At 67.3% G+C, this 1,104-nt stretch carries 1 protein-coding gene; it reads right to left on the bottom strand.

Annotation, left to right across the window (positions count from 1 at the left end; all coding sequences use genetic code 11):
• Positions 1-991, bottom strand: a 991-nt coding sequence (locus tag GB864_RS17970; protein ID WP_160427053.1) for an IS481 family transposase, incomplete at its 3' end; no start/stop codon positions are given.
• Between the last annotated feature and the right edge of the window lie 113 nt (positions 992-1,104).

Raw genomic sequence — 1,104 nt, 5'->3', positions numbered from 1 at the left:
TGTGATGTCCAGGCAGGTTGTTGAGTCTGCTGATGGGTGGGGCTCCGATCGCGGAGTGGCGCCTGTGCTGATTGTAGAAGTGGAGCCAGCTGGGTAGGGCGTCTCGTCGTTCGGTCTCTGAGGCGTAGAAGCGGACGTAGGCCCACCCGTCGGCGAGGGTTCGGTGGAAGCGTTCGATCTTGCCGTTGGTCTGCGGCCGGTACGGGCGGGTCTTCTTCATCGTGATGCCGAGCTCGATGCACGCGTCGCGCCAGGCGTAGGACTTGTAGGCCGACCCGTTGTCGGAGATCACTCGTTCGACGGTGACGCCTTGGGCGGCGAACCAGGCGACCGCGCGGCGCAGGACGCCGATCGCGGTCGGGGCTTTCTCGTCGGCGCAGATCTCGGCATAGGCCACGCGCGAGTGGTCGTCGATGACGGTGTGCACGTAGGCGGTGCCGACTCGGGGTTCGTAGCGGGAGTTGCGGTTGCCGGTGCGGCGGGCGGTGGCCTCGCGATTCTTCTCGCCTTGCACGCGTCCGAGGTAGCGCCAGCCGCCGCCGTCGGGGATGTTGCCGAACTTCGTGACATCGACGTGGATCAGCGAGCCTGGGTGGTCGTGCTCGTAGCGGCGGATCGGTTCGCCCGTGACTCGGTCGATGCGGCCCAGTCGGTTGATGCGGCAGCGCACGAGGACGGCGTGCACGGTCGAGGTCGGCAGGCCGAGTTCGCCGGCGATCTGCGCCGGGCCGAGCCGGCGCCGCCACCGCGCTTTCACGATCCGCTTGACCATCGGCAGCGGCGTCTTGGCCGGCATCGAGCGGGGCCGGCTCGATCGGTCGGCCATCCCGGCGACCCCCTCGGCTCGGTACCGGGCGGCCCATTTCCGGGCGGTCACGGGCGAGACCATGAACATCTTCGCCGCGGCCGTGACCGGCCAACGGTCATCGACGATCAGGCGTGCCAGGCGAAGACGAGCGCGCGGAGTCAGCAGCGCGTTAGCGTGGGACACGAAGGCCTCCAGTTGTCGAAGCGGTTCCTTGAACAGCTCCACTTCACAACCGGAGGTCTTCGCCTTTCAGCAGATCAAGGCCGTGTTCCGAAACAACGTCCCTGGACATCACA

Origin of the sequence: Agromyces seonyuensis (genome assembly GCF_009789225.1) — a bacterium.
Lineage (GTDB): Bacteria > Actinomycetota > Actinomycetes > Actinomycetales > Microbacteriaceae > Agromyces > Agromyces seonyuensis.
This window is presented reverse-complemented; position numbering and strand designations above follow the sequence as displayed.